We start from the raw sequence: 22,738 nt of genomic DNA on the forward strand, positions 1-22,738 counted from the left end.
TATGCGACGGGCGCAATCAGCATCCTTAAAAAGGCGGCTATTTTAACAGCTTCTGGCTTTTAATGCAATTTACTTAGATTTTTTCTACTTTTTCAACCACATCAACTAAAGTCCAAGACTTAGTTTTTGAGATTGGACGCGTTTCTTTGATGCGGACAAGGTCGCCTTGTTGGCAAACGTTATTCTCATCATGGGCTTTGATTTTTGTAGAACGACGAAGCTGTTTGCCATACAAAGGATGACGGACCAGACGCTCAATCAAAACTGTGATGGATTTGTCCATCTTGTCGCTGACAACTCGTCCTGTCAATACGCTAGCATTGGTAGCTGTTTGATTGTTATCGCTCATGAGTCGCCTCGTTGTTTCTCGTTAATCAAAGTCTGAAGCTGAGCAATCGTACGACGATTGGCACGTACTTCATGGGTATTACCCAACTGACCAGTTGCTTTAGCCATACGAATACGGAAAGCATCAAGTTGCTTTTCATCAAGTAACTGGGTCAGTTCTTCTAATGATTTATCACGTAATTCACTGATCTTCATTACATTATCGTCCGCTTAACAATGGTAGTTTTAAAGGGCAGTTTTGCCGCAGCAAGCGTTAAGGCTTCGCGAGCAAGCTCTTCTGAGACCCCTTCGATTTCATATAGCACTTTACCAGGTTTGATTTCGCATACCCAATACTCGACAGGACCTTTACCTTTACCCATACGTACTTCTAGAGGCTTGTTGGTGATTGGTTTGTCTGGGAATACACGAATCCAAATTTTACCGCCACGCTTGATTTTACGAGTGATGGTACGACGTGCTGCTTCAATTTGACGAGCTGTCATACGACCACGCGTCAGTGATTTTAGACCAATTTGTCCGAATGCAACGGTGCTTCCACGATGAGCAAGACCTGTGTTACGACCTTTGTGCATTTTACGAAACTTGGTACGTTTTGGCTGTAACATAGTTTAACCTCTGTCTGAGTTTCGACGGTTTCCACGACCACGGCGTTTTGGCGCACGAGGCTTCTCTTCGTTGACGGGATTGTAAACACTGTTCATACCGTCAAGGATCTCTCCGCGGAAAATCCAAACTTTAACACCGATGGTGCCGTAAGTTGTCTCGGCGCGAATTGACGCATAGTCAATATCAGCACGGAGTGTATGCAATGGCACACGACCTTCACGGTACCATTCAGTACGAGCAATCTCAGCACCGCCAAGACGGCCAGACAGCTCAACTTTAATACCTTTAGCACCAGAGCGCATGCTGTTTTGTACGGCGCGCTTCATGGCACGACGGAACATAACACGGCGCTCAAGCTGGCTACCGATACCGTCTGCTACCAAACGTGCATCTAGATCAGGCGATGTGATTTCTTCAATGTTGACCTGAGCAGGTACGCCCATGATTTTGGTCAATTCTTTTTGAAGTCTTTCGATATCTTCGCCTTTTTTACCGATCACGATACCAGGACGCGCAGTAGCGATGGTGATCTTAGCTGCGCCAGTAGGACGCTCGATCATGATGTTGCTGATCATCGCGTTGTCTAGCTTTTTGCGTAGATACTCACGAACTTGAATATCGTTGATGAGGTATTCTGAGTATTGTTTAGGGTTAGCATACCAGTTTGCGTTATGCTTTTTTACAACACCAAGACGAATTCCGATTGGATGTACTTTTTGACCCATAACTTATTCTCCTACCTTTATAGTGATGTGACAAGTACGCTTACTGATACGATCAGCGCGACCTTTAGCACGTGGTAGGATACGTTTTAGCGTAATGCCTTCATCAACGTAGATGGTTGATACTTTTAAAGTATCGATATCTAAGCCGTTGTTGTGTTCGGCATTGGCGATGGCTGAGTTAAGGCATTTCTTAACAAACACAGCGCCTTTTTTGTTGCTATACGTTAGGATATCCAAAGCACGCTCAATCGATTTGCCACGAACTTCATCAGCAACGAGTCTAACTTTTTGTGCCGATATGGCGGCACCGCGTAATTTTGCAGTTACTTCCATGGTAAGCACCTTATCTCTTAGCTTTTTTGTCAATGCCATGACCACGATATGTACGAGTCGGGGCAAATTCACCTAGTTTATGACCAACCATCTGCTCGCTTACGATAACCGGTACGTGAGTACGGCCGTTGTGAACAGATAAAGTTAGGCCAACCATTTGTGGCAGAATCATCGAGCGGCGCGACCAAGTCTTAATTGGCTTGCGAGAGTTGGTGTCAATAGCATTCTCAACTTTGGCAAACAAATGCGCGTCTATGAATGGACCTTTTTTCAATGAACGAGGCATGAAATTCTTCCTTTATTTCTTCTTGGCGCGACGGCGACGGATGATCATACTGTCAGTACGCTTATTGTGACGCGTTTTAAGTCCTTTAGACTTCTGACCCCAAGGGCTAGTAGGATGGCGACCTTTGTTACGACCTTCACCACCACCATGTGGGTGATCAACCGGGTTCATAGCGACACCACGAACTGAAGGACGAACACCGCGCCAACGTGAAGCACCGGCTTTACCAAGTGATTTCAAGTTATTTTCAGTATTAGATACTTCACCGATAACCGCACGGCAGTTCACGTGTACGCGGCGAGTCTCACCTGAACGTAGACGTAGAATTGCGTAGATACCATCACGGCCTAGTAGCTGAACGCTAGCACCCGCAGAGCGAGCAATCTGTGCACCTTTACCGATTTTAAGCTCGATATTGTGAATCACAGTACCCAATGGGATGTTTTTTAGCGGTAAGCAGTTACCTGGGCGGATTGGAGAAGCTTCGCCTGACTGTACAGTATCGCCAGCAGCTAGTTTCTTTGGTGCAATAATATAACGACGTTCGCCATCAGCGTACTTAAGTAGTGCAATATGAGCAGTACGGTTAGGATCGTATTCGATACGCTCGACCGTCGCTGGGATATTGTCTTTAGTACGTTTAAAATCGATAATACGATAATGATGCTTGTGACCACCACCAACGTGACGAGTGGTTATGCGACCGTTATTGTTACGACCACCTGACTTACTTTTTGATTCGACAAGCGCTGCATAAGGACGACCTTTGTAAAGGTGTGGATGCACCACTTTTTCAACAAAACGACGGCCTGGTGATGTTGGCTTTGCTTTTACGATAGGCATGAGTGTAATCCTTATTCGTTGTTCGCTGTTTCACTAGTAGAATCAGTCGCGTTTGCAACTTCTTCACCAGCATCAGCCATTTGTACATCTTGACCAGCTTTTAAGGTAACATAGGCTTTTTTATAGTCGTTACGACGGCCGATACTCTTACCAAAACGCTTTGTCTTACCTTTAACATTCAAAGTGTTCACTTTAGTAACTTCAACACCTTCGAACATCATCTCAACTGCTTTTTTGACTTCTAGCTTAGTAGCGTTAGAGTCAACTTTAAATACCTGCACACCAAGTGAGTCGCCAAGCATTTGAGATTTTTCTGAGAATACAGGCCCTCTTAAGACCTGATAAAGTCTTGCGTTATTCATGCTAGTGCTTCCTCAAATTGTTTCGCAGCTTCAACTGACATGATCACTTTATCAAATGCGATCAAACTCACTGGATCCACTTCGTTTGTACCAAGTACATTGACGTGTGGAATGTTGCGAGCGGCTAAGTATAAATTTTCGTCAACTTCTTTGGTGACGATGAGTGCACGAGGTGCATTAAGCTCATTTAACTTTGCAATCAGCTCTTTGGTCTTTGGCTCAGAAACGCTTAGCTCTTCTACCAAAATCAAACGCTCTTGGCGAATCAATTCGGCTAGGATACACTGCATCGCACCGCGATACATTTTACGGTTTACTTTCTGTGACCAATCTTGTGGTTTTGCAGCAAATGCACGACCACCTGAACGCCAGATTGGGCTACGAATAGAGCCTGCACGAGCGCGACCAGTACCTTTTTGGCGCCATGGCTTGATGCCACCGCCAGAAACTTCGGCACGGGTTTTTTGCGCACGTGTACCTTGACGGCTACCTGCAAGATATGCAGTGACGACCTGATGCACTAATGCTTCGTTGAATTCACGACCAAAAGCCGTATCAGAAAGCTCAACCGCCGCACCTGTAACTGTTTTTAAATCCACGTTAATCCCCTTGCTTAGGCTTTGACTGACGGACGTACGATGACATCGCCACCGGTGGCACCTGGGATAGCACCCTTGATGACAAGTAACCCTTTTTCGGCATCCACTGATATCACTTCTAGGCCCTGAACGGTAACGCGCTTGTTACCCATTTGACCTGGCATCTTTTTGCCTTTGAAGACTTTACCTGGAGACTGGTTCTGACCAGTTGAACCAAGGGCACGGTGAGATACTGAGTTACCGTGAGTCGCATCTTGCATGCTAAAGTTGTGACGCTTTACGCCGCCTTGAAAGCCTTTACCTTTACTTTGTCCTGTGACATCAACCATCTGACCTTGCTCGAACAAGTCAGCTAGGATCTCACCGCCAATCTCACGACCTTCAAGTTCGCTATCATTGACACGAAATTCCCAAACACCACGGCCAGCTTTAACGCCAGCTTTCGCGAAGTGACCTTTTTGTGCGGCCGTTACGCGGCTGTCACGACGGGTACCTGTGGTGATTTGGATGGCTTGATAACCATCTACATCAGTATTTTTTACTTGAGTAATGCGGTTTGCATCGACCTCAACCACTGTGACAGGGATAGATGCGCCTGCTTCAGTGAAGACACGGGTCATGCCGCATTTTTTACCGACTAAACCGATCGCCATTTTAGACCTCTTTATATCTTATATTAATGGGTTGGGTGTGTTTTGCATTAACCCAAAGCAATTTGAACGTCAACACCCGCCGCTAAATCAAGCTTCATTAGCGCATCCACAGTTTTGTCAGTAGGCTGAACAATATCAACCATACGCTTGTGGGTACGAATTTCGTACTGGTCACGTGCGTCTTTGTTGACGTGTGGTGAGGTTAGAACGTTGAAACGCTCAATGCGAGTCGGCAACGGTACAGGACCACAAACTTGCGCACCGGTGCGCTTTGCAGTATCGACAATCTCTTGGGCCGACTGATCAATCAGACGATGATCAAATGACTTGAGACGGATACGGATTCTCTGGTTAGCCATGCCAGCAAGCTCCTAATATGTGCCTTTGTCATTCTTGCGCTGCAAGATTATGATCAAAAGCCGTTTGGTTAAAGATTTACTTCAAGCGGCTTCCCATTCTTTGCAGAATCTGTTCTTCGAGAGAACCAGCAGCGTGCTAAAAGCAAAATAATTTAAAGCCCCGCCAACCCTCCCACTTTTATGGATGTCAGCAAAGGCATAATGAAATAGTGCTAGAAACGATGCTCTAGCTGTCATAGCGCCAGCTGTTTTATTGGCTGCGCATATATAATTCAGTGGTGTGTATTATACATAGAATTTTGGTCATTGCAAGAGTAATATCAATGGGCGCTTGAGATTTTACCCTTTATAAACAAGCGTTTTTATCGATAATATTTTTATTAAAGTCTCTTTTACACCCTGATAAAACATCAATAAAACCTCTCAATAATGGCCGTTATTCTAGGGTGTGTATTCAATTCACTCGCTAGTCTAAAACGATATCATACTGCTCTTGAGTGTAAAGGTTTTCGACATCGAAGGTGATAACCCGGCCTAATAAATACTCCAAATCAGCGACGGTGTCTGATTCTGAGGTGAGCAGTAAATCGATCACAGCGGCATGAGCCACCACGGTAAACTTTTTTGGAGAATTATAAGTGCGAGCGCAGCGCATGATTTCGCGAAAAATCTCAAAGCAGACGGTCTCAGCGGTCTTAACAAAGCCGCGACCTTGGCAGGTAGAACACGGCTCACAGAGCTGCTGCCCCAGCGACTCACGGGTACGTTTGCGCGTCATTTCAACCAAGCCCAGCTCACTGACTTGGGTGATTTTGGTCTTAGCATAATCTTGCGCCAACTGCTCTTGCAGACTGGTCAATACGTCATCTTTGTGCTGCTGCTCGAGCATATCGATAAAGTCGAGGATAATAATACCGCCCAGATTGCGCAGTCGTAGTTGGCGGGCGATGGCATGGGTGGCTTCAAGATTGGTCTTATAAACCGTATCCTCTAATGAGCGACCACCGACAAAAGAGCCGGTATTGACATCAATGGTCGTCATGGCTTCGGTTTGATCGATAATCAAATAGCCGCCAGATTTGAGATCGACACGGCGTTTGAGCGCATCTCGCAGATCATCTTCGACTCGGTGCACATCAAATAGTGATTGTTCTGCCGTGTAGTGAACGATGCGATCATAGATAAAGGGTACAAACTCTTTGGCAAAGTATCTGACTTGCTCATACACCTGCTTATTATCGATGACGACTTTTTCGGTATCACTATGTACCAAATCGCGTATCGAACGTAACGGTAAGGATAATTCTTGATAGATCAGCTCTGAGCTTTGATGATGATTGATCTCTTGACGGCGTGCGCAGATCGTTCGCCATAACTGCAACAGATAGTAGATGTCTTCTTCTAGTTTTGCGACTGGCACACGCTCAGCAGCCGTACGTGCAATCAGGCCGCCCTTGAGATTGACTGTCTGCATCAGATAGGTCAGCTCGGTTTTTAGACGCGTGCGCTCATCAGCGCCATCGATACGCTGTGAGATGCCGATATGGTCGCTCGATGGTAGATAAACCAAATAACGTGAAGGCAGCGAGATATTGGTGGTCAAGCGCGCGCCTTTACTGCCGAGCTGATCTTTGGTCACTTGCACAAGGATACGTTGGCTCTCATGCAAACGGTGCTGAATCAAGGTCTTGGCGGCTGGTACGACTTCTGTACTCTGCACCTCGACCACAGGCGGCGTCACTGCTAGGTCTTCTGTCGCACCAATCACGGTGTCATCGCTAATCGCGTGCTCATTGGCCATACCATCGACAGTAGTACCAGCTTGAGCGTGACTGTCGTTGGCTATTGTGTTTGTCTTATCTACTACCGGACGCGGCTCGCGCTGCATATCGTTGACGTGTAAAAACGCTGTGCGTGATTGACCGATATCAACAAAAGCGGCCTGCATACCTGGCAGGACACGTACCACCGTACCCAAATAAATATTGCCCACCAACCCCAATTTATGATGACGCTCAATATAAATCTCGCCCAAAATGCCGTTGTCTAGCACGGCGACACGCGACTCCATTGGACTAATATTAATCAGCAGCTCTTCGGACATAATATTTTTCTCTTATCTCTCAGCTTTCTTATTCGACGTTCATCGCCTGTTAGGCTTACAGTGTAACAAATGCGCCTTGTGCTTGCCCATTATCCTAGCGTGTCATTATGTGGATAAAAAGTGTGTGCACAAAAACAACTCAGCAGCTGATTATCATGACACACTTGCGCTGCTGTGCTGGCTGACGGTATTGATCAGGGCCAACGTTTGCGCAAGTGGCAAGCCGACGACATTGGTATAGCTACCGTTGATACGGCTCACCCAAGTAGCGCCTAACCCCTGAATGCCATAACCTCCTGCTTTGTCTTGAGGCTCGCCGCTGTCCCAATACTCACGCATCATCTGCGCCGTTAAGGGAATAAAGGTCACCGCCGTGCGCTCCGTGAGCTGCTGCTGAGAAACGACCTGCCATACAGGCTGCTTGAGTGCATGGACGGCTGTTGCATGGACAGCGGCGTTATCGCAGCGCACCAGATGAGCAGAGCGGGCGATAAGGGTCACTTGCACCGCTGTCCATACTTCATGCACCGTATCAGACATCTGCTGCCACATCTCATACGCCTGCTCACGGCTTGTAGGCTTGACCAGCACCGTCTTGCCGTCTGCTAAGACACCGATGGTATCGGCTGTTAACACCAGACGCGACTCAACGTCTTTATCGGCATTCTCTTCCCTGCTGGTAGCATTTAGCTGCTGTACCGCGGCGGCCGCTTTGGTCGCGACCATGCGCTCGATATAGTCTTTGGGGGGTTCATTGGCATGCGGGGTTTCGTCGATATCGACACTCATGACCGTAAAGTCCAGCTGCGCTCTAGACAACAGCTCACGACGACGCGGCGAACCGGACGCTAAAATAATATCCATGATTCATCTCTTATTATATAAATTTGTCTGATTGTATAAACTTGTGGGCTGACAGCGCTTGCAGATAAGGTCATAAATACGGTCATGTTGATTCGTTTTAACATTTCATGAGGGCGTATTTTGCTAGCAGCACGCACAATGAGCGCGCTTGTTTTATAGGATGATCGACTCGCTCATGGATGCGTCAGTATCAACGCGCAAACTTACGTAGCACCAAAAGCACCAAAGGCCAGCTAAGAATACTCATGACTAATGACAAAGCGGACTGAGCGACAAACACATTTTGGATAAACATTTGCAATATCCACAGCGTCAACTGAAAGATTAGCAAACTAAAACTGGCAAGTAGCCAAGCGCTCCATGTATTTAATTGTCTGACATAAATACTGGTAACTTTGATAACAAAAGCGACCAGCACAGCAGCAAAGGCTTGCTGACCTAAATGGGTATCCATCAACAAATCGGCAATGATGCCCACCGTAAAGGCGGTAAAGATACCGACATAGCGCGGCTGAAACAACAGCCAAAAAATCAGCACCATAATCATGACCATGGGTCGCAAGGTGGCCATACTGGGGCTTAATGGATAGACATTGAGGGATGAGGCCACGACGATACTGACAATAATGACAGCAATCAGCAGTACTGTTTCATTCTCAGAATCAGGATACGACATGAGCACTTACCTTAATGAGACGTAGCAGCTGCAAACGCCAAACGATGAGACACCTTCTTAGGCTTAGGCGATAGCTAATTGATGACGGTATTGTTTTTATTAATCAGCTTGTCTTGCAATATCAGTACATAGGCATTGTCAATAAAATTGGCAGTGGGTGTGACCTCGATGCTTCTAAAGTTATCCGCCTGCGTGTCCTCGATCTGAGCGATACGGCCAACGCGATACCCTGCTGGGATACGGCCACCCAACCCTGACGACACTAGCTCATCCCCCACCCGCACATCTGAAGTTTTAAACACATAATCCAAACTCAAAGACGTCGGGATGCCTTTGCCTGTCACGATGGCACGCTGACCGGTACGTTTGACCGTCACCGCCACAGACTGCTGCTCATCGGTGATTAGTAGCAATCGGCTGGTGTTGGGATAGACATTGATGATTTGCCCCAAAATACCATCTTCGTCGATGACCGTCTGACCCACCTGTACGCCATCTTGCGCGCCTTTATTGATCACCACAATTTGCCTGAGTAAGTTGGTGTCGGTACCAATCACTTGCGCCAAATTAAGATCAAACTGCTCAGGCTTGGTGGTCGACAAAATGCCTTGCAAGCGAGCGTTTTGTGCCAAGATATAATCTTGCTGCTGCAGCTTGGCCTGCGCGTGGATCAGCTGTGATTTTAGCTGCATGTTTTCGCGGCGCAAGGCTTCTTTGGACTGTAAACGACCACTAGCCCAGTGCTGAGCATAACTCGGCAACAGTGACAGCTGATAGATGGGCTGCATGGCGGCATGGCTGGTATTACGGACAGGGTTAAACCACTCTGCGTTTTTGCTATCAAACCACATCAGTATCGAAGCGACTATCAATACAATGGCAGTCTTACGAAGTGATAACGGCTGACGGGCAAAAATACTTGGAATCATAAGAGGTCTAATTAGCAATTTTAAAATAAGCAAGAATATGGTCTTGCTTTTCATGGCTTGAGCGTACTTTGTACTTATTAGGGTCTTTTGAACATGATGGATACTGCCACGCGCTCTACTGCCCTCATCAGCGCACGACTAGTACCACCCCAGCCATGCGCCTGCTAAAATCGTTTAGACAAAGATCATGTTTAGGCTTTTGTTATTGATAAAATCAAGCGCAATACCACCACCGCGGCTCACGCAGGTCAATGGATCTTCGGCGACCGTCACTGGCAGACCGGTCTCTTTGGAGATAAGCTTGTCTAAATCACGTAATAGCGCACCGCCCCCTGTCAAGACAATACCGCGCTCAGCGATGTCTGATGATAGCTCAGGTGGCGTTTGCTCGAGTGCTGCTTTGACCGCACTGACGATACCGCTTAATGGATCGCTAAGGGCTTTTTGTACTTCTTCTGAATTGACGGTAAAGGTCTTTGGCACACCCTCTGCCATGCTACGACCACGTACTTCTACCTCTAGCTGGCTGTCTTCGTTTAGTGCCGAGCCCACTTCTTGTTTGATACGCTCAGCTGTCGTCTCACCGATGACGCAGCCATGAGTACGGCGTACGTGGGTGATAATGGCCTCATCAAACATATCGCCGCCGATACGAATCGACTCGGCATAGACGCAGCCAGATAGTGCAATCACAGCAATCTCAGTGGTACCGCCACCGATATCCACCACCATCGAACCGCTGGCTTCATGGACAGGCATGCCAGCACCGATTGCTGCTGCCATTGGCTCCTCAAGCAGCAATACTTTATTGGCGCCCGCTGATGACACCGCCTCACGTATCGCTTTACGCTCTACCAAAGTAGACTTGCATGGCACACATACCACCACATTTGGCTCCGCCATAAAACGTTTGGCTTTTACCTTAGTGATAAAGTGCTTTAGCATTTTTTGGGTCACCTCAAAGTCTGCAATCACCCCGTCTTTTAGTGGACGAATGGCGGTGATGTTGGCAGGTGTACGACCTAGCATCTGCTTGGCATCGATACCAACAGCGGCGACGGTAGGGTTTTGAGTACGATTACTTCGTAGCGCGACCACCGTAGGCTCGTCAAGCACGACGCCTTTATTAGGAATAAAGATAAGGGTGTTCGCAGTACCGAGGTCGATAGCGATATTATTTGATAAAAATCCAAACAGGTTCATGACTAATATTTCCAGCGTATTACAAATGAGGCGAATGAGGCGAATGAGAGTGACTGAGGCGTTCCTCGTCAGTGTTGAGCAGGTCGTCGATAGACATTACCTGTGGCGAAAACTGAACCTCGCAACAAGTCAAACCTAAGCAATAATAATGAAATGAAAAAACTGAGGCAAATTATACCGATTTGGCTCAAAAAAAACATAGATATTTGCGTCAGTAAGTCAGGATTTTGGTCCTAGATGCTAAAAGTTGTTACAAAGTTTGAAATCGTCAGCAAGACCATTTGACTTCATGAAAGACCATTTAATTCAATAACTAATAAGGCGCTACAGACAGATGATGATTTTGCTCAGTAGCAGGTGCATACTGTAACGTATTTCAGCGAACAATGGGTGAGCATTTAAGAATGAAACACTAACTATACGGTCAGTTTTGTAAATCATTTTAACTTGGTTGATATTATGCATCAATCAAATGCTGTGCTCTGTAAACTTAGGCCAGATGCTTTATAATAATCCAACTCAAGATACAATCTTATTTAGCAATCCTCTTATTTTTAGTGGTCATGTCTTGACACCACCCAAATTGACACTAACCAAAACTGTCCTTCATTGGAGAAACTATGTCACAGCAACCAGCAACGTCTGACAACAACGTCAGCCGTGAAGAAATCTTAGAAGTTGCCAACCTTGCCCGCTTGGGCGTGGATGAAAGCACGGCGAGCAGCTACGCGGACGACATTAGCAAAGTGTTAAAACTGATGCACACGCTAAGCAGTGTCGACACCGCAGGCATCAAGCCTTTATCAAACATCCATGAAGCCTGCCAAGAGCTGCGTGCTGACGTCGCCAAACATGATATCGATCGCACGCGCAATCAATCGGTCGCACCAGCGATCGAAGACGGCCTATATCTGGTGCCACAAGTGATTGAATAACGACTTGCATGACTCTATTAGCTTTATTGGCTTTATCTTATTTTATGCTATTAACACTTTGACGGACGACACCCTATGTCTGAGATTCACCTATTAAGTACCGAGCAGCTGATTACAGGCTTGCAAGAAAAGCAGTTTAGCAGCGCAGAATTAACCGAACACTATATCAAACGTATCGACGCCCTAGACACTAAGGTCAACAGCTTTATCACCCACACCGCTGAGACGGCGCGCGCGCAAGCGAAAGCCGCGGACGAGATGCGCGCCCAAGGCGATAAGCGTCCCCTGCTCGGCGTGCCCATGGCGCATAAAGACATCTTTTGTACCCAAGGCGTGCTGACCACTTGTGGCTCAAAGATGCTACACAATTTTGTCTCGCCTTATAATGCCACCATCGTGACCAATATCGAAAAAGCGGGCATGATCAGCCTAGGTAAGCTCAATATGGATGAGTTTGCAATGGGCTCAGACAACAGCAGCTCTTACTATGGCACGGTACAAAACCCATGGAATTTGGAGCGCGTCCCTGGTGGCTCATCTGGTGGTAGTGCAGCCGCTGTCGCCGCCGGTTTTGTGCCTGTGGCGACCGGTAGTGATACGGGCGGCTCGATTCGTCAGCCAGCTTCGTTTTGTGGCCTCACCGGCATCAAGCCCACTTATGGCCGTGTGTCACGCTTTGGCATGATTGCCTATGCCTCAAGTCTCGACCAAGCCGGTAGCATGGGCAAAAGCGCCAAAGACTGTGCCTATCTGCTGCAGCCGATGATCGGTCATGATCCGCGCGATGCCACCTCCATCAAGCACGACATGCCAGATTATGTACAAGACATCAATGATGCAGAGGCCGCTGCAGGCGATAAACCCTTTGCAGGACTACGTATCGGCGTCGCCAAAGAATACTTTAGCAAAGGCCTCGACAGCGAAGTAGAACAAGCCGCCCGTACCGCACTCAAAAAATACGAAGAACTGGGAGCGACCATCGTCGAGGTCAATATCACCGATCCCGATATCACGCTGGCCACTTACTATATGCTCGCCCCTGCCGAAGCGTCTTCCAACCTATCACGCTTTGATGGCGTGCGCTTTGGCTATCGCTGTGAAACACCAAAAGATCTGATTGACCTATACACGCGCTCACGCTCTGAAGGCTTTGGCCCTGAAGTACAGCGCCGTATCCTCACTGGTACTTATGCACTATCGGCAGGCTATTTCGACGCTTACTACACCAAAGCGCAAAAAGTGCGCCGCTTAATCGTCAAAGACTTTGATGATGCTTTTGCCAATTGTGATGTCATCGCTAGTCCCACCGCGCCGACCGCAGCTTATAAGCTGGCAGAAGACCTCGACCCTGCGACCATGTACCTAGGCGACGTGTATACCATCGCAGTCAACCTAGCGGGTCTGCCCGCACTCAGTCAGCCCGTTGGTTTGACCTCAGAAGGTCTGCCGATCGGTTTACAGTTAATCGGTAAGCACTGGCAAGAAAGTCAGCTGCTAACGACCGCTCATCTGTTTCAGCAGCATACCGATCATCATCTACAACACTCACTCGTCGCAAAGGAGACGGTATAATGAACACAGCTACTACGACTGAGAATACCGCTCATAACGACAGCGTTCGTCCCGAATTGTTTGTTGATGGTTACGAAGTGGTCATCGGCATTGAGATTCACTGCCAGCTAAACACTGACAGTAAAATTTTCTCTAGCGCCCCAACTGACTTCGGCCACGAGCCAAACAGCCAAGCCAACATCGTCGATTTAGGCTTACCTGGCGTGCTACCGGTACTCAACGCTGGCGTGGTCGAGCGCGCACTGAAGTTCGGTATGGGCGTCAATGCCGAGCTGGGTCTTTTTAACACCTTTGATCGCAAAAACTACTTTTATCCTGATTTGCCCAAAGGCTATCAAATCACCCAAATGGCCAACCCTATCGTGGGTACCGGCTATATCGATGTGGTGGTCAATGAAGGCGAAAAAAACGAATACCCAAAACGGATGGGCATCACCCGCGCGCATCTAGAAGAAGACGCGGGTAAATCAGTCCACGATGCCGTCGATGGCATGACGGGTGTCGATCTCAACCGTGCGGGCACGCCGCTCATCGAAATCGTCTCTGAGCCTGACATGCGCTCAGCGGATGAAGCGCTGGCTTATATCAAGGCCATTCATCAGCTGGTCACTTGGCTGGGTATCTCGGATGCGGTCATGGCAGAAGGCTCATTCCGCTGTGACTGTAACGTCTCTGTGCGCAAACCTGGCGGCGAGCTCGGTACTCGTACTGAGCTCAAAAACCTAAACTCGTTCCGTTTTATCGAGCGCGCCATCAACCGCGAAATCGAACGTCAAATCGACATCATCGAAGACGGCGGCAAAGTCGTGCAGGCAACGATGCTCTATGATCCTGAGCGCGACGAAACCCGCACCATGCGCACCAAAGAAGACGCCAACGATTATCGTTATTTCCCTGACCCTGATTTACTGCCTGTCCGTATCGAGCAGCATACGATTGACAGCATTCGTGCTGCCATGCCTGAGCTGCCTGTGGCTCGCCGTGGCCGTTTTGAGGTAGCGCTTGGTCTGTCAGAATACGATGCTCGCATCCTAACAGGCAGCCGTCAGCTTGCTGATTATTTCGAAGCTGTGGTGGCAGAAGTGGGCCAGCAAGATGCCAAAATGGCAGCCAACTGGGTGATGGGCGACTTGCTCGGTGCCCTCAACAAAGATGATAAAGACATCACCCACTCCCCTATCAGCGCCAAGCAATTGGCTGGTATGCTGGCTCGTATCAAAGACGATACGCTATCTGGCAAATTGGCCAAAAAAGTCTTTAGTGCCTTATATGAGCGCGAAGGCGGCGACGGCGATGATGCGGCAGATAAAATCATCGAAGAAAAGGGCCTAAAACAAGAAACGGACACTGGCGCTATCAAAGCCATGGTCGAAGAGGTCATCGCCAACAATCAAACGATGGTAGATGAGTATAAAGGCGGCAAGCAAAAAGCCTTTAATGGTCTGGTCGGGCAAGTGATGAAAGCCAGCCGCGGTAGCGCAAACCCACAGCAAGTCAACCAAATTTTAAAAGAGCTGCTGGGATAGCTCTGCTAATATGGCGCTCATACTGGCTATGGATATGTCAAATTTTGGGGCAAATGGGTAGCAAGATAAATAGCCCTTGCAATATGCCTAATTTTGCGTAAAATAGTCAGTCATTCGGGGCGTAGCGCAGTCTGGTAGCGCACCACACTGGGGGTGTGGTGGTCGCAGGTTCAAATCCTGCCGTTCCGACCAAACATCGTAGTTAAAGAAAAAGCCAACCATTGATAGCAATGGTTGGCTTTTTTTATGGTTAATGACTTCTTACCAAATACTACAAAGACGCCTTCGTAATCGCGCTCAGCGCTTCATTGATGACAAACACTTTAGACTTGATGCCTGTAAATCCAAACGACTCTAAGCGCTCGGTATGCTTGGCCAAATACCGATTAGCGTCATCTAAGTTATCAAACACATAGATACCACCCGCTTCTTGCGTGTCTTTATTTTCTGTCCATAATTTATAGACCAGACCGCGCTCGTTTGCGATATCAGCGGCCAGCTCTTTCATCGCGGCAAAAAACTCGTGACCAAAAGGCCCACTATAGGGAAAGTCGATTTGTAATAGGTATTTCATGGCGTATTCCTCATTATATAAGATGGATAAATGGTCGCCCATTAGCGGCCAGACAGTTGCAATTTTAGCATAATATAATACGCCATCGATTGACTATAGACTTTTGGTACATGAGCCGCTAGGGTAAACGTACACTGTAATGATGGTTTATCCTATGATCGAGCCGACGGTTCATGGCCCGTTTACTTATCTACATACCGCACCGTGGGAAGCTTATCGGCGCCCATATGTGCGCGATTTGGCTTATGTGCTGGCCTGCCCCACTGTCTTAACAAAGTGGTTGGACGTTGCGCCGCATCAGAACACACATACCGTGTCGGTCCATAGCGCACACTTTTGGCAGCAGCAGTTTGCAGCCTATCAGGCACGCTTAGAGGAGCTCGATACCACCAATGCGTATCAGGCGCTGACGCGATATCTGCTGACACGTCCCAGTCCCAATCGCTTAGGTTTTCACTTTGAGGGATTGTTATCATTTTGGCTAGAAGATGGCTTTGCGCGCAAATTACATCCGTACGAGACGCTTGCTAACAATGTGCAGTTATATAACGGCAAACAGACGACAGGCGAGCTGGATCTGATTTTATACAATCATCAGGACAATCTGACCGAACACTGGGAGCTGGCGATCAAGTTTTTTATGGGGGCACCGCCTTTTGAGCCTGCAAACTGGGTCGGTATCAATTCCAATGATAACTTACAGCGCAAAATGACCCACATGCAGACCAAGCAGTTCCGCGCTGTGTGGGTCGATACCGCTGATCACGGACAAGTAAAAATCGACAAACGCTACGGTATTATCAAAGGCCGCTTTTTTTTGCCGCTCAATATCTATGGCTTTGATAAACCTGATTGGCTAACGCCCAGCTTTCCGCTGCATGAATGGTGTGATAACAGCGACGCCGTCAGTCTTGCGACGCTCGATACGAGCACTCTGCGGCGCGCGTACTATATTGAGTGGTTTACCAAACGCAGCTTTTATGACCGTTACGCCAGACGAGCGCTTGCACAGACTTGGTCAAAGAAGAGCCTACCAAAGACAGGGCTATATTTTGAAGGCGACAGGCCAATTGTCATCTATCCGCGGCAGTGTGAGTAGCCCGCACCCTCAATCCGAGAGGTCAGTTTTAATCACGGCCAATGACGATCATTATCAGTACGTCTCAATCACCTGCATCAGCTCATATCTGAGCATATCCGCGCTTGGCATACGCTCAGCGTGAAAGCGCACGATAGGAATACCTGCACTAGCAAGGGCTTTGTCCTTTTTGTCATCGGCTTTTTGGCGTGATTTGCTGCTATGTGTCCAATCATCAAGCTCGATAGCCACCAAGGTGGTCTGTGCGTCGATATCGACGATGACATAATCGACACTCTGACGACAAATGCGGTTAAACCAAAAGCTACGCTCGGAGGTCTCATCGCTATTGGCTTCGATGATTCGCGACAGCTGCACCTGTACAAATATGTGATACTCGGGCAAGGCGTTTTTTAATTTTTTAAAAAAAATCACCTCAGTATCAGTCATGATAGGCATCGGTGCAAATGGCCAAATGGCCAACTCATCACCGCGCACAGGCTTTGGCTCAGGCTCGGTGCTTTGACGCTTTGAGGATAGTTTTGGTAACGTAATTAGCCCTAAAAACCCAACGGCCAATATTAAAAATACAACGCCAAACGACATGGTTTTACCTTATAAAATAAACAAGTGATTATCCAAGTCCCAGCTGCAACGGTTCACAAGCACAGATGGGCATTTGAATAATCACGGCAGGTCAACCTTTTTAGGCTGACAGGTGATACAAAAACAGAATAAATGCGCGGCATGGTAGCGAAACCTACCCAGCCGAGCAATCAATAAAACAAAAAACACGACATCTAGTGTCGTGTTTTCTCATATCATAGAAACAGCGAAGGTGTCTATACTCACTACCAGCACTCACTACCAGCGGCGATACATTAATCGCGGTTTAGCGCCAGTATAATACCCAAGCGCTGGTGGTGTTTACTTTAGGGTCGCTGTTGATCTTGTCTTTGAGCGCCAGCGCTGCCACTTTACCGCGCTCAGGACCGACGATGACGCGGACACCGCGACTGGTCGGACTGGTCTTTACTTGATACCCTGCTGCCTGAAACTTTTTGGCCAATTCATCTGCTTTGGCCTGATCATTGGCAAGTGCGACCTGCACCCCAAAGCTTCCTTTGGCATCGGTTTCCTTGACCTGTTGGCGGGCATCACGCAGTTTTTGCTGCGCATCACGTTTGGCCTCTGCTGATTTTTTCGCCAATGCTTCTTCTTTTTTGCGCTGCGCTTCACGCGCTTTTTCGGCTGCCGCTGCTTCTCGCTCTAGACGCTGTACTTGTTTGCGTGAAGGAATAGTCAGTGTCTGACCCAGCTGCAGTGAGGTCGAGGGTGACATATTATTTGCCTGAGCCAGCGCTTCCACCGGTACGTTATACTGTCTGGCAAGTTTAATCAGGCCGTCGCCTCGTTTGACTTCATAGTCAGTGGGGGATTTGGGCGGCTCTTTTTTGGCGGCTTCGGCAGCTTTTTCAGCCGCTTGCTTTTTTGCGGCGGCCTGCTCGGCAGCCTGACGCTCAGCTTCTGCTTGACGCTTGGCCTCTGCTTGTTGCTTGGCTTGTTTGGCTTGTTCCGCTTGCTGTTGCCGCTGTGCCAATTCTTTGGCGGCTTGTTGCTCTTTGAGAGCGGCTTGACGTTTGGCTTCTTGCTGCTGGGCAGTTTTTAATTTTTCGGCGGCGGCTTGCGCCGTATTGCTATCAGTGCTTTCAGAACTTTCCGTACCTTCAAGGCTTGCTGTTGCCGAAGCGGTATCGTCTTTTTTCTCAGCTGCGGTGCTGTCGCTATCGTCAGCAGCGGTAGTGTTTGTTATATATTGTTGGCTTTCTGCGCGCGCTTTGGCTAGTGCTTCAGCTTCAGCAGCTTCTTGCTCAATCAAAAACTGCTGAGCACGTCTTTCTTGCTCTGCGACGCGAGCGGCGCGCTCTTTTTGTTTTTGTGCCAAGATGCGTTTTTCTGTTTCGATGTCTGTTGTCAATGGCGGCTGCGTGGTTTGCTCAGTACTTGAGCTTTCGACCATCGCTGAGGTCGGCGCAGGCTGACTGTTATCGCCGATTTGTTGCACCATAGCGTATAGCATCACGCTACCGCCGATAATCATCCCAATGCCCAATAAGGCTTGTCTCGAAAAGTTCATCCGTTTACGTCTCTTAGTTGGTAATAAGGTTGATTGAGCGGCGCAGCTATCGCTTTAAAACCTTGGCGGGCAAGGCTCTACAAGCTTACCCATCCGTCAGTTTTTTGGCGTTATACGCTATATTTCAATCACTTTGATTATAAAGCATATTTTTCGCGCTGTCTGCTATCACACTTGTGCTAAGCGTAACATGAAAGCAAAGCCCTTTTCATCACTCACGGGTCGTCACATCATCGACTATCACTGATCGGCAGTCAGTGCTGCTAATGCCTCACCGATAGTATGAAACGAGCCACACACCACGATGAGATCCTGCGCATCGCTCGCTTGCATCACCGCCTGCGTGGCTTCTTTTAATCTGTCAAACTGATGTATCTGCGCCTGCTCGACATGGCGAGACAGGACGCTGTATAAATGCTCGGTACTCGCGGCACGTGGATAGTCAATCTCCGCGATAAACCACTCGCTGATCGGCAAGCCAGCTTGGCTTAAGCGCTGGACGACATGGTCGACATCTTTATCACCTAACATAGAAAACAGCATTTTGATGCTGGCAGGTTGGCTGCCGCTATGACTGTCTATAGACTCGTGCTGCTCAGCGAGGTGCTGCTGCCAAAGCGGTACAAGCTGCGCCAATAAAAACTCGACACCCTGCTCATTGTGCGCCACATCAAATAGCCAATGACGCTGCTGGGTATGGCGGTAATCAAACCGTCCTGCCAGCTTGACTGTCTGCAGCGCCTGCTCGATGGCACTGATATCGATATCTAATGGACTGGCCAGCACAGCTGATAAGGCATTGGCAGTGTTCATAAGCGACAATGCTGGGCGCGGTAGCTGCATCGTGACAGCGGCATTGCTATACTGCCATGTGGCTGAGTCGAGGCTTTGGTAAGCAAAGTCCTGCCCGACCTGATAGCAGCGCGCTTGATGCTGATCAATCGCCTGCTGCACGCTATCTGGCATCGTAGTCGCCCCATAAATCAGCGTGATATCGTCACGCAAGATACCTGCCTTTTCGCGTCCGATATCCTCGACATTGTCGCCCAACCAATCGATATGATCGATACCGATATTGGTAATCACCGCCATGTCAGGATCGATGATATTAACCACATCCAAGCGACCGCCCAGTCCCACTTCTAATACCCATACCTCGCAGTTTGCTTCGGCAAATATCAATAATGCAGCAAGTGTCGTCATCTCAAAGAACGACAATGTCAAATCGCACTGCAGCCGCGCTGCCTCCACCTTACTAAAGGCATTGATTAAGGTCTCATCGCTGACCATCTCGCCATCGATAAGCACCCGCTCATTAAAAACGCTTAAATGCGGTGATTGATACAGCGCCGTTTTATACCCTGCCGCTTGACACATTTGTGCAATCACTGCGGTCGTTGAGCCTTTACCATTGGTGCCCGCTACAGTAAATACATAAGCATCGTTTTTGGCGGATTGTACCAAGCCTAACGCCTCAGCCACTGGCAACACGCGCGACAGCCCCATGTCAATCGCCGACACATGGATTTGCTGCATATAATTGAGCCATTCGGTCAAACTAGACTGGTTATCGGGCGTACTTGAGGTAGCAACTAAGGAGTCAGACATGAAGAAAACCTATCAAAAAAGAATCAAATAAAAACTGAAGACAGTATATAACTACCTAGCCAAAAAGCAAAAATAGCATTTACCGTGATTGACGATAAATGCTATTTTTAAGAGCAGTTTTGTAGCTATGGCTATGCGATAAGCGCCATAACCGGTGCGGCGTTACGCATCCACATTGGTGACGTGACACAGTTTTGCCAGCAGACGATAAATGGTATCGATCAGCTGATGACGATGCACCACTTCATCCACCACCCCATGCTCTAACAAAAACTCAGCGCGCTGAAACGGCTCTTCTAAGGTTTCGCGTACCGTCTGCTCGATCACGCGCTTGCCAGCAAAACCAATCATCGCTTTTGGCTCTGCCAAATGAATGTCTCCTAGCATCGCCAGCGAGGCTGTCACACCGCCATAGACAGGATTGGTCAACACTACGATATACGGTACACCCGCCAATCGCAAGCGCTCAATCGCAGCGGCGGTGCGCGCCATTTGCATCAACGACAGCAAACCTTCTTGCATACGCGCGCCGCCTGAGGCTGCAAAGCAGACCAGTGGTATTTTTTCCTCAAGGGCTTTTTCAGCGGCTTGGACAAACCGATCACCGACCACCGAACCCATCGAGCCGCCCATAAAGCGAAAATCAAAGGCACAAGTGACAATGTCTAGATTGCGCAGCTTGCCATACATCACGATCAGCGCTTCAGACTCGCCTGTCTTGTCTTGTGCTTCGCTCATGCGCTGTGGATACGGCTTACTATCGACGAAGCTCAATGGATCTTTTGCATTGAACTCTTGCCCCAGCTCGCCATCTACTTGATCCAGCAGCCAGTTTAGACGCTCACGAGCGCTCATCGGTAAATGATGGTCACAATGCGGGCATACATAACAGTTAAAAATCAGCGCGGTATTGGTAATCATCGAATGGCAGTTGCTACACTTGGTCGATGGTTCAGTCTCAACCGCAGTCAATGGAGCGGTCAGTTGCTGCTTAATACCAGGTATTGGGCGATTAAACCACGATTGGCCAGCAGCATTGCCGTTTTTTTCGGCGCTGGGTTTGTCAGTTGCGGTTTTTTCGATATTGTTTGGAGTTGTCATATCAGCTTTGGTTATTGTATCAGTCATAGTATTCGCCATTATCAAAGGCTTACAGGAAAGTTGGCTCGTTTACTTGTCCCTAAGAGTCCATTTATAAAATCAATGTAACCGTCACAGCGCTCGATGATATAAGCCATCAGCAGATACGCTCATGCGAGACGGTCACAATTTATATGTGAGGTTAGTTTACACACGTAAACTAACTTTAGCAAAGCCATTTCGCGCTGTCTTTATAGACATTGTTATTATAAACCCTGTTATGATAAACCTTGTCATTCGTCCAGCGCGCCGTCGCCTCAGCTTATCACCTATCTAGGGACACCTTGGACAACTCACCGCTTACCTATGATACCGTTCGTTAAACTGTCAAACTGTCAAACTGTCTAAAGCACCGCGCAGCTCGTCCATTTTTGCCATGATTTTTTGTTGAGCATTGGCCACTGCCGCCGCATCGCTAGCATCGATATCAGCGAAGTTTTGCACCAGCGCACTTCCAACGATAATCCCGTCAGCATGCTGACCGATCGCTTTGGCAGAGGCCGCATCACGGATACCAAAACCCACGCAGACCGGCAGATCGGTCTCTGCTTTGATGGCTTGTACTTGAATGGCGACATCATCGGTATCGAGCGTCGCTGAGCCGGTCACGCCTTTGAGCGACACATAATAAATATAGCCGCCGCAGTGGGTCAGCACTTGCTCACGGCGCTCAGGCAAAGTGGTGGGCGATAATAAGAAAATCTCATTCATCGCGTGCTCAGTCAAGTGCTGAGTAAAGCTCCCCGCCTCCGCTGGCGGCAAATCCACCATCAAAATACCATCGACGCCTGCCTGCTCGCATAAGGTGACGAAATTATCATAGCCGATGATCTCGACAGGGTTTAGATAACCCATCAGGATAATTGGCGTTTGCGTGTCTTGCTTGCGAAACTCTGCCACCATATTTAGGGCATCGCGGGTGCTGGTGCCAGCTGCTAAAGCGCGCTCGCCCGCCAAGGCAACGGTTGGACCATCGGCCATGGGGTCAGAAAACGGCAAACCCACTTCAATCATATCTGCGCCATGCTTGACAAGATCATGTAGCAAGCCAACAAAGTTATCAGGCGTTGGATCACCTGCCATGACATAAGGAATCAGGGCTTTTTTATTTTGCGCTTTTAGGGTCCCAAAGGTGCTTTCAATTCTGGTCATACTTTTAATTCGGGTCATAATCGTCTCTAAAATTAATAAAAACTGGCTATAGTGGCGCTTTACCATTCAATCAAAGAGCCACTCAATGTATGTCATCAACGTGGGTTTGTCGTAAAAACAATG

General features: G+C 48.2%; 26 protein-coding genes and 1 tRNA gene. 5 read left to right on the forward strand and 22 right to left on the reverse strand.

Features of this window, described 5'->3' with window-relative positions:
* Window positions 1–73: 73 nt before the first annotated feature.
* From rpsQ to AADH33_RS10225, 16 genes are all read right to left on the reverse strand, one after another.
* The gene (gene rpsQ / locus AADH33_RS10150) at window positions 74–349 is read right to left on the reverse strand and encodes a 30S ribosomal protein S17 (RefSeq protein WP_021813375.1); all 276 of its coding nucleotides are present in this window, start codon (window positions 347–349) and stop codon (window positions 74–76) included.
* Window positions 346–543, reverse strand: coding sequence for a 50S ribosomal protein L29 (rpmC, locus tag AADH33_RS10155; protein WP_025644397.1), 198 nt, complete (start codon window positions 541–543; stop codon window positions 346–348). The genes rpsQ and rpmC overlap by 4 nt, the downstream gene beginning before the upstream one ends.
* A complete protein-coding gene (gene rplP, locus AADH33_RS10160) occupies window positions 543–956 on the reverse strand; it encodes a 50S ribosomal protein L16 (protein WP_075102274.1) in 414 nt (137 codons plus the stop codon). Before rplP ends, rpmC begins: the two co-directional genes overlap by 1 nt.
* A gap of 3 nt (window positions 957–959) precedes the next feature.
* Entirely contained in the window at window positions 960–1,682 is a 723-nt protein-coding gene (gene rpsC / locus AADH33_RS10165; RefSeq protein WP_075102273.1) for a 30S ribosomal protein S3, read from the reverse strand.
* Between the two features lie 3 nt (window positions 1,683–1,685).
* Window positions 1,686–2,015 carry a 50S ribosomal protein L22 gene (rplV, locus tag AADH33_RS10170; protein WP_045446615.1) on the reverse strand — a complete coding sequence of 110 codons (330 nt, stop codon included), beginning with the start codon at window positions 2,013–2,015 and terminating at the stop codon, window positions 1,686–1,688.
* 10 nt (window positions 2,016–2,025) lie between these two features.
* Entirely contained in the window at window positions 2,026–2,301 is a 276-nt protein-coding gene (rpsS, locus tag AADH33_RS10175; protein ID WP_058368265.1) for a 30S ribosomal protein S19, read from the reverse strand.
* Between the two features lie 12 nt (window positions 2,302–2,313).
* Window positions 2,314–3,144, reverse strand: a complete 831-nt coding sequence (gene rplB, locus AADH33_RS10180; RefSeq protein ID WP_348548811.1) for a 50S ribosomal protein L2 — start codon at window positions 3,142–3,144, stop codon at window positions 2,314–2,316.
* An 11-nt stretch (window positions 3,145–3,155) separates the two neighbouring features.
* Complete coding sequence (gene rplW / locus AADH33_RS10185; RefSeq protein WP_075102271.1) at window positions 3,156–3,506, reverse strand: 50S ribosomal protein L23; 351 nt, start codon at window positions 3,504–3,506, stop codon at window positions 3,156–3,158.
* Window positions 3,503–4,105 (reverse strand): 50S ribosomal protein L4, encoded by a 603-nt coding sequence (gene rplD / locus AADH33_RS10190; protein WP_075102270.1) that lies wholly within the window; start codon window positions 4,103–4,105, stop codon window positions 3,503–3,505. The genes rplW and rplD overlap by 4 nt, the downstream gene beginning before the upstream one ends.
* A gap of 14 nt (window positions 4,106–4,119) precedes the next feature.
* Window positions 4,120–4,758, reverse strand: a complete 639-nt coding sequence (rplC, locus tag AADH33_RS10195) for a 50S ribosomal protein L3 (RefSeq protein ID WP_075102269.1) — start codon at window positions 4,756–4,758, stop codon at window positions 4,120–4,122.
* Window positions 4,759–4,805: 47 nt separating this feature from the next.
* On the reverse strand, window positions 4,806–5,117 hold the full coding sequence (gene rpsJ / locus AADH33_RS10200; protein WP_010196670.1) for a 30S ribosomal protein S10: 312 nt from the start codon (window positions 5,115–5,117) through the stop codon (window positions 4,806–4,808).
* Between the two features lie 466 nt (window positions 5,118–5,583).
* Window positions 5,584–7,221: an Rne/Rng family ribonuclease gene (locus AADH33_RS10205; RefSeq protein ID WP_075102268.1), complete on the reverse strand. Its 1,638-nt coding sequence runs from the start codon at window positions 7,219–7,221 to the stop codon at window positions 5,584–5,586.
* Window positions 7,222–7,374: 153 nt separating this feature from the next.
* A complete protein-coding gene (locus tag AADH33_RS10210) occupies window positions 7,375–8,085 on the reverse strand; it encodes a Maf family protein (protein WP_075102267.1) in 711 nt (236 codons plus the stop codon).
* Window positions 8,086–8,275: 190 nt separating this feature from the next.
* Window positions 8,276–8,761 (reverse strand): rod shape-determining protein MreD, encoded by a 486-nt coding sequence (gene mreD / locus AADH33_RS10215; RefSeq protein WP_075102266.1) that lies wholly within the window; start codon window positions 8,759–8,761, stop codon window positions 8,276–8,278.
* Between the two features lie 74 nt (window positions 8,762–8,835).
* Window positions 8,836–9,690 carry a rod shape-determining protein MreC gene (mreC, locus tag AADH33_RS10220; protein WP_075102265.1) on the reverse strand — a complete coding sequence of 285 codons (855 nt, stop codon included), beginning with the start codon at window positions 9,688–9,690 and terminating at the stop codon, window positions 8,836–8,838.
* Between the two features lie 174 nt (window positions 9,691–9,864).
* A complete protein-coding gene (locus tag AADH33_RS10225; protein ID WP_083608617.1) occupies window positions 9,865–10,893 on the reverse strand; it encodes a rod shape-determining protein in 1,029 nt (342 codons plus the stop codon).
* A gap of 620 nt (window positions 10,894–11,513) precedes the next feature.
* Here AADH33_RS10225 and gatC point away from each other — a divergent pair.
* The 4 genes from gatC (at window position 11,514) to AADH33_RS10245 (ending at window position 15,118) form a co-directional block, all read left to right on the forward strand.
* Window positions 11,514–11,828: an Asp-tRNA(Asn)/Glu-tRNA(Gln) amidotransferase subunit GatC gene (gene gatC / locus AADH33_RS10230; RefSeq protein WP_075102263.1), complete on the forward strand. Its 315-nt coding sequence runs from the start codon at window positions 11,514–11,516 to the stop codon at window positions 11,826–11,828.
* 75 nt (window positions 11,829–11,903) lie between these two features.
* Window positions 11,904–13,400: an Asp-tRNA(Asn)/Glu-tRNA(Gln) amidotransferase subunit GatA gene (gatA, locus tag AADH33_RS10235; RefSeq protein ID WP_075102262.1), complete on the forward strand. Its 1,497-nt coding sequence runs from the start codon at window positions 11,904–11,906 to the stop codon at window positions 13,398–13,400.
* Window positions 13,400–14,926 carry an Asp-tRNA(Asn)/Glu-tRNA(Gln) amidotransferase subunit GatB gene (gatB, locus tag AADH33_RS10240; RefSeq protein ID WP_192994636.1) on the forward strand — a complete coding sequence of 509 codons (1,527 nt, stop codon included), beginning with the start codon at window positions 13,400–13,402 and terminating at the stop codon, window positions 14,924–14,926. Before gatA ends, gatB begins: the two co-directional genes overlap by 1 nt.
* Before the next feature lie 115 nt (window positions 14,927–15,041).
* A tRNA-Pro gene (locus AADH33_RS10245) sits at window positions 15,042–15,118 on the forward strand.
* A gap of 79 nt (window positions 15,119–15,197) precedes the next feature.
* On the opposite strand, the gene AADH33_RS10250 is transcribed toward AADH33_RS10245, so the two are convergent.
* Window positions 15,198–15,500: a monooxygenase gene (locus AADH33_RS10250; RefSeq protein WP_348548812.1), complete on the reverse strand. Its 303-nt coding sequence runs from the start codon at window positions 15,498–15,500 to the stop codon at window positions 15,198–15,200.
* Between the two features lie 154 nt (window positions 15,501–15,654).
* Here AADH33_RS10250 and AADH33_RS10255 point away from each other — a divergent pair, with 154 nt between their 5' ends.
* Entirely contained in the window at window positions 15,655–16,599 is a 945-nt protein-coding gene (locus AADH33_RS10255; RefSeq protein ID WP_075102260.1) for a DUF1853 family protein, read from the forward strand.
* A 54-nt stretch (window positions 16,600–16,653) separates the two neighbouring features.
* Here the strand turns inward: AADH33_RS10255 and AADH33_RS10260 are convergent, their stop codons facing one another.
* The 5 genes from AADH33_RS10260 to trpA form a co-directional block, all read right to left on the reverse strand.
* Window positions 16,654–17,184, reverse strand: a complete 531-nt coding sequence (locus AADH33_RS10260; protein WP_075102259.1) for a DUF2726 domain-containing protein — start codon at window positions 17,182–17,184, stop codon at window positions 16,654–16,656.
* 286 nt (window positions 17,185–17,470) lie between these two features.
* Window positions 17,471–18,715, reverse strand: coding sequence for an SPOR and LysM peptidoglycan-binding domain-containing protein (locus tag AADH33_RS10265; RefSeq protein ID WP_348548813.1), 1,245 nt, complete (start codon window positions 18,713–18,715; stop codon window positions 17,471–17,473).
* 240 nt (window positions 18,716–18,955) lie between these two features.
* Window positions 18,956–20,323 (reverse strand): bifunctional tetrahydrofolate synthase/dihydrofolate synthase, encoded by a 1,368-nt coding sequence (folC, locus tag AADH33_RS10270; RefSeq protein WP_348548814.1) that lies wholly within the window; start codon window positions 20,321–20,323, stop codon window positions 18,956–18,958.
* A 162-nt stretch (window positions 20,324–20,485) separates the two neighbouring features.
* Window positions 20,486–21,463 (reverse strand): acetyl-CoA carboxylase, carboxyltransferase subunit beta, encoded by a 978-nt coding sequence (gene accD, locus AADH33_RS10275; RefSeq protein WP_178377953.1) that lies wholly within the window; start codon window positions 21,461–21,463, stop codon window positions 20,486–20,488.
* A 327-nt stretch (window positions 21,464–21,790) separates the two neighbouring features.
* Window positions 21,791–22,615 carry a tryptophan synthase subunit alpha gene (gene trpA, locus AADH33_RS10280; protein ID WP_075102329.1) on the reverse strand — a complete coding sequence of 275 codons (825 nt, stop codon included), beginning with the start codon at window positions 22,613–22,615 and terminating at the stop codon, window positions 21,791–21,793.
* Window positions 22,616–22,738 lie beyond the last annotated feature (123 nt).

Origin of the sequence: Psychrobacter sp. KFRI-CH2-11 (assembly GCF_038239325.1) — a bacterium.
Taxonomy (GTDB): domain Bacteria; phylum Pseudomonadota; class Gammaproteobacteria; order Pseudomonadales; family Moraxellaceae; genus Psychrobacter; species Psychrobacter celer.

Coding starts and splice junctions, on each gene's coding strand:
- rpsQ (WP_021813375.1), bottom strand. CDS start 349: ATGAGCGATAACAATCAAACAGCTACCAATGCTAGCGTATTGACAGGA.
- rpmC (WP_025644397.1), bottom strand. CDS start 543: ATGAAGATCAGTGAATTACGTGATAAATCATTAGAAGAACTGACCCAG.
- rplP (WP_075102274.1), bottom strand. CDS start 956: ATGTTACAGCCAAAACGTACCAAGTTTCGTAAAATGCACAAAGGTCGT.
- rpsC (WP_075102273.1), bottom strand. CDS start 1,682: ATGGGTCAAAAAGTACATCCAATCGGAATTCGTCTTGGTGTTGTAAAA.
- rplV (WP_045446615.1), bottom strand. CDS start 2,015: ATGGAAGTAACTGCAAAATTACGCGGTGCCGCCATATCGGCACAAAAA.
- rpsS (WP_058368265.1), bottom strand. CDS start 2,301: ATGCCTCGTTCATTGAAAAAAGGTCCATTCATAGACGCGCATTTGTTT.
- rplB (WP_348548811.1), bottom strand. CDS start 3,144: ATGCCTATCGTAAAAGCAAAGCCAACATCACCAGGCCGTCGTTTTGTT.
- rplW (WP_075102271.1), bottom strand. CDS start 3,506: ATGAATAACGCAAGACTTTATCAGGTCTTAAGAGGGCCTGTATTCTCA.
- rplC (WP_075102269.1), bottom strand. CDS start 4,758: ATGGCGATCGGTTTAGTCGGTAAAAAATGCGGCATGACCCGTGTCTTC.
- rpsJ (WP_010196670.1), bottom strand. CDS start 5,117: ATGGCTAACCAGAGAATCCGTATCCGTCTCAAGTCATTTGATCATCGT.
- AADH33_RS10205 (WP_075102268.1), bottom strand. CDS start 7,221: ATGTCCGAAGAGCTGCTGATTAATATTAGTCCAATGGAGTCGCGTGTC.
- AADH33_RS10210 (WP_075102267.1), bottom strand. CDS start 8,085: ATGGATATTATTTTAGCGTCCGGTTCGCCGCGTCGTCGTGAGCTGTTG.
- mreD (WP_075102266.1), bottom strand. CDS start 8,761: ATGTCGTATCCTGATTCTGAGAATGAAACAGTACTGCTGATTGCTGTC.
- mreC (WP_075102265.1), bottom strand. CDS start 9,690: ATGATTCCAAGTATTTTTGCCCGTCAGCCGTTATCACTTCGTAAGACT.
- AADH33_RS10225 (WP_083608617.1), bottom strand. CDS start 10,893: ATGAACCTGTTTGGATTTTTATCAAATAATATCGCTATCGACCTCGGT.
- gatC (WP_075102263.1), top strand. CDS start 11,514: ATGTCACAGCAACCAGCAACGTCTGACAACAACGTCAGCCGTGAAGAA.
- gatA (WP_075102262.1), top strand. CDS start 11,904: ATGTCTGAGATTCACCTATTAAGTACCGAGCAGCTGATTACAGGCTTG.
- gatB (WP_192994636.1), top strand. CDS start 13,400: ATGAACACAGCTACTACGACTGAGAATACCGCTCATAACGACAGCGTT.
- AADH33_RS10250 (WP_348548812.1), bottom strand. CDS start 15,500: ATGAAATACCTATTACAAATCGACTTTCCCTATAGTGGGCCTTTTGGT.
- AADH33_RS10255 (WP_075102260.1), top strand. CDS start 15,655: ATGATCGAGCCGACGGTTCATGGCCCGTTTACTTATCTACATACCGCA.
- AADH33_RS10260 (WP_075102259.1), bottom strand. CDS start 17,184: ATGTCGTTTGGCGTTGTATTTTTAATATTGGCCGTTGGGTTTTTAGGG.
- AADH33_RS10265 (WP_348548813.1), bottom strand. CDS start 18,715: ATGAACTTTTCGAGACAAGCCTTATTGGGCATTGGGATGATTATCGGC.
- folC (WP_348548814.1), bottom strand. CDS start 20,323: ATGTCTGACTCCTTAGTTGCTACCTCAAGTACGCCCGATAACCAGTCT.
- accD (WP_178377953.1), bottom strand. CDS start 21,463: ATGGCGAATACTATGACTGATACAATAACCAAAGCTGATATGACAACT.
- trpA (WP_075102329.1), bottom strand. CDS start 22,615: ATGACCAGAATTGAAAGCACCTTTGGGACCCTAAAAGCGCAAAATAAA.